Below are 7,239 nucleotides of genomic sequence, written 5' to 3' on the forward strand. Positions count from 1 at the left end.
GCATCCGACAGCACACGAACGTCGATCACTCGCGCACCGCACCTTCGAGCATGCCTTTGATGAAGTGTCGCTGGAGGAAGACGTAGAGCACGACCACGGGCAAGGCGACCATCACCGCACCCGCAGCGAGCAGGGCCGTGCCCTGCGTGTACTGCCCCTGGAAGAAGGCGAGACCGAGTGGCGCCGTACGCACGCTGCCGTTCGGCGACATCACGAGGGGAATCAGGAACTCGTTCCAGGTCCACATGAAGGTCAACAGCACGAGGGTGACGATGGCTGGCCGGCCGATGGGGACGAGGATCTGCCAGAGGATGCGCCAGCTCCCCGCGCCGTCCAGCCGGGCGGCTTCGATCATGGCGAGGCTTGACGTGCGGAAGTACGTACGCATCCAGTACGTTCCGAACGCGATCGACATGGCGATCTGCGGCAGGGCCACGCCGAGCACCGTGTTCGTGAGGCCGACCATTCGCAGGTCGAAGAACAGCGGAACGATGAATGCCTCCGTGGGCACCATGATGCCCAGCAGGAACAGGTAGAAGAAGAAGGTGGCGCCCCGGAATCGCATGGTTCCGAGCGCGTACCCGGCCAGGATCGACGCCACCACCGACACGACGACAACGATGAGCGCCACCGTGACGGAGGTGAGCATGTACTGGCCGAACCGCCCGATCTCCCAGGCATCCGCGAAGTTCTCCCAGTGGAAGACCCGCCCCTCACGCCCGACCGACGCGCTCTGCGGACCGACGGCGAGCGAGAGGATGAGTCCAAGGGGTCCAAGGATGACGAGGGCGAAGACGATGAGGATCAGGTAGTTCGCCGAGATTTCCAGGCGCGAGACCTTCACGATTTGTCTCCGATTCGGTTGACGACGGCGTTGATTGCGAAAACGATGATGGTCAGTGTGACGCCGACAGCGGCCGCCGCGCCGACTTCACCGAGTTCGAATGCCCGACGATAGACCTCATAGCTCGGTACCGTCGTGGACGTGCCCGGCCCGCCGCCTGTCGTGACATACACGAGGTCGAAGGTTTTCAGGGCGGCCACGATGGTCAGCGTGAGGGCGACCGTGATCTCTCCACGGATGGACGGAAGTGTGAGGGCGAAGAATTCTCTGACCGGGCCGGCGCCGTCGAGTCGCGCTGCCTCATAGAGCTCCTTGGGAATTCGGCTCATGCCCGCCATGAGAAGCACCGTCACGAGTCCCGTCGACACCCAGGTACCGATGAGACCGACGGCGGGGAGGGTCCAGGTGTAGTCGCCGAGCCAGGCGGTGGTCAGGTTGTCGAGCCCGACAAGCCGGAGAAGACCGTTCAGGGGGCCGTCCGGGGCGTAGATCTGGCGCCAGGTCACGGCGACGACGACCATGGCGATCACCTGGGGCAGGAAGATGATGGTGCGGAAGAAGCCCATCCCTCTCACCCTCGCCCGGGTCAGGATGGCAGCGAGTACCAGTCCGATGCAGAGCGGCAGGATGGCGTAGAAGAAGACGAGCACAAGCGCGTGCACGAACGCGGAACGCAGTCGCTCGTCCTGGAACACGGCGACGTAGTTCTCGAACCCGACGAATGTCGATGCACCGAGGCCGTCCCACTCGAAGAGGGAGAACTGTGTCGCGCGCACGAGTGGAACGAGAAGGAACAGCCCGTACAGCACCAGCGCCGGCGCGAGGTAGGCGTACGGGACCCAGGAACGCGTCGACCGGCCGGGGCGCCGTGCGGAACCCCGGCCGGAGCGCCGCGAAGCGTCCCGGCCGGAGCGCCGCGAAGCACCCCGGCTGATCGTCTCGGTATTAGCCATTCGACTCAAGGAACTCCGCGTAGTCCGCCTCGAGCGCTTTCACGAAGTCCTTCGGCGCGAGCCTCCCGTCGATCAAGTTCTGCAGCGACTGGCCGAGGGTTTCCCCGAAGGTCGGGGTGGCGTAGTCCAGGTACGGCAGCAGGCTGCCGTCGGTGCTCACATCGCCGAACACGGTGTAGACGTCCGCGAGGACCCCGGAGTCCGGTGCGAGTTCCGCCGTGCGGTTGACGGGCAGGTTGCCGGTCTCGGCAATGATCTCCATCGCGTCATCGCTCGTGATGAAGTCGATGTATGCAGCGGCGACATCGGTGTTCTCTGCCGCAGAGGTGATCGTGAACGGCAGGCCGGTTCCGCCGGTGGTGGCCAGGCTGCCGTCCGCGGTCTGAGGAAGGAAGAATCCGAGGTCGTCACCCATCGCGTCGGCGAGGTCGGCGGCGAGCCACGATCCACCGATGAGGAAGACGCCGTTTCCGGCGGCGAGAGCCTGCCACGCGGCGTCGTAGTCCGTTCCGTTCGCACCGTCGTTGAAGTAGCCGTCGTTTGCCCAGGCCTGGAGCGCCTCAGCGGCCTTCTCGTTCTCTGCTGTTTCCCAACTTGCTCCAGGGTTACCGAGTCCGAGGTTGATGATGTCATCCGGCGCCACGTAGTCGGCCTGCATGGGCCCGAAGACGTGAAGTGCAGGCCACTGCTCGATGTTGCCGAGCTGCACCGGGATCTCGCCTGCCGCCTTGGCTGCCGACAGCGCCTCGCCGAAAGCCGCCCAGTCGCTCGGAACCTCGAGTCCGAGCCCCTCCAGTTTGCTCTTGGAGTAGAAGATGCCGACGACCTCGCCGACCTGCGGGAGACCGTACAGGTCACCCTCGCCGAAGACGGAGGCGTCATCGCTGTAGGTGGAGTACTGCAGGATCGACTCCGGATACCGGTCGAACCAGCCATAGGCATCCGCATAGTCATCGAGGGGGCGGAGCTGGTCGGCGGCGACGAACGCCCCCATCGTGTTCCGGCCGTTGTTGGCCTGGACCACGTCCGGTGCGTCCTTGTCGGTGAGTGCAAGACGAAGAGTCGTGTTCAGGTCGTCGAACGCCTGGGAGACCCGGTCGATCGTGACGTTCGGGTACTTCTTCTCGAAGGCGGCGTTGAGCTGCTCGATCTGCTCGTTCTGGCCGCCGCGGACCTCCTGGTCCCAGACGGTGAGGGTGACGTCACCGACGCCGGAGATGTCGGTGCTGATTTCGCCGCTCTGCGAATCCGGTTTGTCGGCCTGGCCGGTTCCGGGCGCGCAGGCTGCGAGGGTGAGCGCAAGGGCCACGCCGCCGATGGCGACGGACGTCAGCCGGGTGTGTCGTTTCATGATGTCCTTTTCTGTGGTGTGGTGCGGGTTGTGAGCGGCGGCCCGAGGGGCTTATCGAAGTTCATCGGTGAGGCGGAACGTCGCCTCTGCGCGCCGCACGGCCGTGGCTCGTTCCGGCGGCAGCAGGTCGGTGAGGAAACCATATCGACGAATCAAATCAGTATCGTTTCCTGCCCGCGTCAGGTCCCACCAGTCTGCGATGTCACCCCATCCAGGAGCGGCGAGCGACCCGCCGAACTGCTGCACCGCAAGGGCGGAGCAGAGGGTGGAGAATGCCAGGCGCTGGACGGTCGGCCACTCGCGGAGTGTTCCGAGCACGAAGGATGCCGCGAAGACGTCACCGGCGCCGGTCGCGTCGAGCGCCCGGACCGGGACTGACGGCATCCGGGCCTCTTCGCCCGTGCCCGAGTCGATGGCGATCGCGCCGTCTGCACCACACGTGACAACGACGAGGGGAACCCGCTCGGCCAGCACGCGCGCCGCGGCAAGGGGGGTGTCGGTGCGGGTGTACAGCATGGCTTCGCCCGCATTGGGGGTGAAGGCGTAGCAGGATGCCAGCGGTTCGAGATCGTGAGGATCCCAGACCCCCGTCGAATCCCAGCCGATATCGGCGAAGATGCGTGTGCCCTCGGTCGCTGCGCGTTTCCACCAGCTTTCGTGGCGGTCAGGAGATCCCATCGCCCCGAGGTCGGCGAGCGCTGCGCGGGTGCGGATGCCGCCGCTCAACAATTCGTCCGCAGAGACCGGGCTGTCGTGACCGTGGGTGACCATGCTGCGATCACCGTCTTCGGCGATCGAGATCGTCACGGCGGTGTGCCACTCATCGAGCCGGCGCGACCGGCTGAGATCGATGCGTTCGTGCTCGGAAAGCAGGTCCCAGCACCAGCGGCCGTAGACGTCGTCACCGAAGACAGCGGCAAGAGACGTCCGCAGTCCGAGTCGACTGGTCGCGACGGCGAGGTTCGCGATGCCGCCGGGACTCGACCCCATGCCCTGCGCCCACACCTCGGTTCCTGCGGCGGGTCTCGAATCGAGCCCGGTCAGGATGATGTCGAAGAAGACGTCGCCGGCGAGCACAACGTCGAACTCGGTCTCAGTACTGTCGGCCACGGTGCGTCTCCTCTGGTCGGCGTTCGCCTAACTCGTCGGCTTGATCGAACATACTGCATTTTGCTCGCTTGTGCGTCAAACGATGCTCGTATGTGACTGATATGATGACGCCATGCTTACAGCGACACGACAGGCGAAGATCCTTGATTCGCTTCACACAGACGGTGAAGTCACGGTCGAGGACCTCGCCGGGCAGTTCGGGGTTTCGTTGTCGACCATCCGCCGGGATCTCAATGCGCTCAGTGCCGAGGGTCTCCTGCGCCGGGTGCGTGGCGGGGGGAACATCGAGTCTGACCATGTTCCCTTCAGCGATGTCGAGAATCAGCAGCGTCCCGAGAAGCTCAGGATCGCGACACGTGCCGCCACCCTCGTGAAAGACGGCGACGTCGTACTCATCGACATCGGAACGACGACCGCTCTCCTGGCCCGCGAGCTGCGCGGCCGCCGGATCACGGTGATCACCTCGAGCCTCGCGGTGATCGACGAGCTGCGCGAAGATGACGCCGTCGAACTCATCGTGCTCGGCGGCGCCGTGCGAAAGAACTACAACTCGATGGTGGGAGCACTCACTCAGCAGGCGCTGGCGGAGATCCGCGCGACGACCTGCTTCCTCGGCACGAGTGGCATCCGTCCCGACGGCACCATCGCCGACACGACGGGGATGGAAGTTCCGGTGAAGCTCGCGATGATCGCCTCATCGCAACGCACCATCGTGCTCGCAGACGCCTCGAAGTTCCCCGGCGTCGGGCTGTTGAATGTGTGTGGCCCAGACATGATCACCGCTGTGATCACAAACGAAGACGCGGATGCCGAGACTCTCGCCGTCCTGCGCGCAAAGGGAGTTGAGGTGATGACGGCATGAAACTCACCATCATCGGTGGCGGCGGATTCCGTGTTCCGCAGGTTTTCGAGGCAGTTTCCGCGGATAACGCGCCTGTGCGGATTGATGAGCTGAGCCTCTATGACGTCTCGGAATCGCGCCTGACGACCATCCGCGCGATCATCGACGAGCTGGCTCAGCGCGCCCCATACGCCCCGCGGGTGACGGTGACACAGAACCTCACCGAAGCCCTGCGTGGCGCAGACTTCGTTTTCAGCGCCGTGCGGATCGGTGGAACCTCGGGTCGCATCAGCGATGAGCGAATCGCCCTGGACCTGGGTGTCTTGGGTCAGGAGACGGTCGGGCCCGGCGGGCTCGCCTATGCCCTCCGCACCATCCCGTTCATGGTCCAGCTGGCCGAGACGATCAAGGCTGTGGCACCCGATGCCTGGGTGATCAACTTCACCAACCCGGCCGGCATGGTGACGGAGGCGATGCGCGCCGTCCTCGGCGACCGGGTCGTGGGCATCTGCGATACACCGATCGGCCTCATGCGACGCGCTGTCGACGCGGTGTCGCCCAAGCGTGTTCCTGGCGCGACGCCGCCTTCGCTGCACTTCGACTATGTCGGCCTCAACCACCTTGGTTGGCTCCGGAGCGTGGAACTCGACGGTGAGAACCTGATGCCGAAGCTTCTCGCGTCCGACACGTCGCTCGAGAAGATCGAAGAGGCCAGGCTCATGGGGTTCGACTGGGTGCGCGCGCTCGGCGTTCTTCCCAACGAATACCTGTACTACTACTACTTCACGCGCGAGGCGACCGAGCGCATCCGTTCGGCGCCATCGACGCGTGGCGAATTCCTCGATCAGCAGCAGGCGAGATTCTTCTCCGCCCCGAGCAGCGATCCGCTCGGGGCGTGGCTGCGAACGCGTCACGAGCGTGAGTCGAGCTACATGGCCGAGAGCCGCTCCGCCGAGGAGAGCAGGGAGGAGTCGGATGTCGATGGTGGTGGGTACCAGACGGTGGCACTCGATTTGATGGCTGCCCTCGCCGCGGGCCGCGAGTCTACGATGATCCTCAACGTGCGGAACAACGGCCTCGTTCCCCAGCTGCCCGAAGACGCTGTCGTCGAGGTCGGCTGCACCGTGAACGCGGCGGGCGTGCACCCGTGGCCGATCGCCCCGGTCACTGGCGAGATGCTCGGCCTCATGACTCAGGTCAAATCCGCCGAGCGGCTCACGATCGAAGCTGCTCGCGTCGGTTCACGCGAGCTCGCCTGGCGGGCCTTCGCGGCGCATCCGCTCGTCGACTCCATCGGCGTGGCACGCCAGCTCGTCGACCGCTACAGCCAGAAGTTCGAGTCGATCGGCCGCATGCTGGGCTGAACGCAAAGAGGGGCTGATGCCTCGAACGGAGCAACCGCTCCCTGAAGAGCTCTTCCTCGACCTTGATCGCTCCGGCCCTGTCCCCCCTCTATCACCAGATCGTCAACAGTCTTGAGCGATCGATCACCGACGGTGCGCTGCCCCCAGGATCGCGGCGCGAAAACGAGGACGCGCTCAGCCACCGCAGCGGCCTTCACGACCCACGATTCGCCGTGCCACCAGGAACTGGTCGACAAGGGACTGCCCCTTCGACGACGCGGCGTCGGCACGCAGGACGAGCAAGGCCGGGTCGCCCGCAACGTCGAGTTCACCAGTCTCCACGACGACCTGGCACGGAACGGGCAAGCGCCCCAGACCCGGGTGCTCTCAGCAGAAACCCGTCCCGCTGATGAGATGGCAGCAGAACTGGTCGGCGTCGCCGTCGGAAGCCCCACCCTGTTTCTGAGGCGGCTGCGGCTGGCCAATGGCGTGCCTTTGGGCGTCCTCGAGAACACTCTGCAAGAGCAGTTCACCGGCATCGACACCGAGACGTTCACCCGGCACGGCCTCTACCAGGTGCTGCGAAGCAAGGGCGTCGCCATGCGCGTGGCAAAACAGAGCATCGGGGCTCGCCAGGTAACCGCCGACGAGGCGGGACCGCTCGACATGCCCGAACGCTGTGCTGACGATGAACAGCACGGCCTTCGACAGCTCGGGCAGAGCCGTCGAAGTCGGCCGGCACTGCTACCGGCCGGACCCCTACTCTTTCGAGATCACGCTCGTCGACCGCTGATCCC

General features: G+C 65.2%; 7 protein-coding genes. 3 read left to right on the forward strand and 4 right to left on the reverse strand.

Translation table 11 applies throughout. The features are described 5' to 3' along the window. Positions 1-25: 25 nt before the first annotated feature. Genes JWP90_RS00115 through JWP90_RS00130 form a run of 4 tightly spaced genes read right to left on the reverse strand, consistent with a single transcriptional unit; the run spans position 26 to position 4,258 of the window. Positions 26-844: a carbohydrate ABC transporter permease gene (locus tag JWP90_RS00115; RefSeq protein ID WP_297358327.1), complete on the reverse strand. Its 819-nt coding sequence runs from the start codon at positions 842-844 to the stop codon at positions 26-28. Beyond that, a complete protein-coding gene (locus JWP90_RS00120; RefSeq protein WP_297358329.1) occupies positions 841-1,797 on the reverse strand; it encodes a carbohydrate ABC transporter permease in 957 nt (318 codons plus the stop codon). Before JWP90_RS00120 ends, JWP90_RS00115 begins: the two co-directional genes overlap by 4 nt. Continuing rightward, the gene (locus JWP90_RS00125) at positions 1,790-3,148 is read right to left on the reverse strand and encodes an extracellular solute-binding protein (protein WP_297358331.1); all 1,359 of its coding nucleotides are present in this window, start codon (positions 3,146-3,148) and stop codon (positions 1,790-1,792) included. The genes JWP90_RS00120 and JWP90_RS00125 overlap by 8 nt, the downstream gene beginning before the upstream one ends. A 51-nt stretch (positions 3,149-3,199) precedes the next feature. Beyond that, positions 3,200-4,258 carry a carbohydrate kinase family protein gene (locus tag JWP90_RS00130; RefSeq protein ID WP_297358333.1) on the reverse strand — a complete coding sequence of 353 codons (1,059 nt, stop codon included), beginning with the start codon at positions 4,256-4,258 and terminating at the stop codon, positions 3,200-3,202. Positions 4,259-4,370: 112 nt separating this feature from the next. Here JWP90_RS00130 and JWP90_RS00135 point away from each other — a divergent pair, with 112 nt between their 5' ends. From JWP90_RS00135 to JWP90_RS00145, 3 genes are all read left to right on the forward strand, one after another. After that, positions 4,371-5,120 carry a DeoR/GlpR family DNA-binding transcription regulator gene (locus JWP90_RS00135; RefSeq protein WP_297358335.1) on the forward strand — a complete coding sequence of 250 codons (750 nt, stop codon included), beginning with the start codon at positions 4,371-4,373 and terminating at the stop codon, positions 5,118-5,120. Next, positions 5,117-6,463: a 6-phospho-beta-glucosidase gene (locus tag JWP90_RS00140; protein ID WP_297358337.1), complete on the forward strand. Its 1,347-nt coding sequence runs from the start codon at positions 5,117-5,119 to the stop codon at positions 6,461-6,463. Before JWP90_RS00135 ends, JWP90_RS00140 begins: the two co-directional genes overlap by 4 nt. A gap of 111 nt (positions 6,464-6,574) precedes the next feature. Next, a partial coding sequence (locus tag JWP90_RS00145; protein WP_367182655.1) for a GntR family transcriptional regulator occupies positions 6,575-7,239 on the forward strand: 665 nt, incomplete at its 3' end.

Origin of the sequence: Mycetocola sp. (assembly GCF_025464835.1) — a bacterium.
GTDB lineage: Bacteria > Actinomycetota > Actinomycetes > Actinomycetales > Microbacteriaceae > Mycetocola_A.

Coding starts and splice junctions, on each gene's coding strand:
- JWP90_RS00120 (WP_297358329.1), bottom strand. CDS start 1,797: ATGGCTAATACCGAGACGATCAGCCGGGGTGCTTCGCGGCGCTCCGGC.
- JWP90_RS00125 (WP_297358331.1), bottom strand. CDS start 3,148: ATGAAACGACACACCCGGCTGACGTCCGTCGCCATCGGCGGCGTGGCC.
- JWP90_RS00135 (WP_297358335.1), top strand. CDS start 4,371: ATGCTTACAGCGACACGACAGGCGAAGATCCTTGATTCGCTTCACACA.
- JWP90_RS00140 (WP_297358337.1), top strand. CDS start 5,117: ATGAAACTCACCATCATCGGTGGCGGCGGATTCCGTGTTCCGCAGGTT.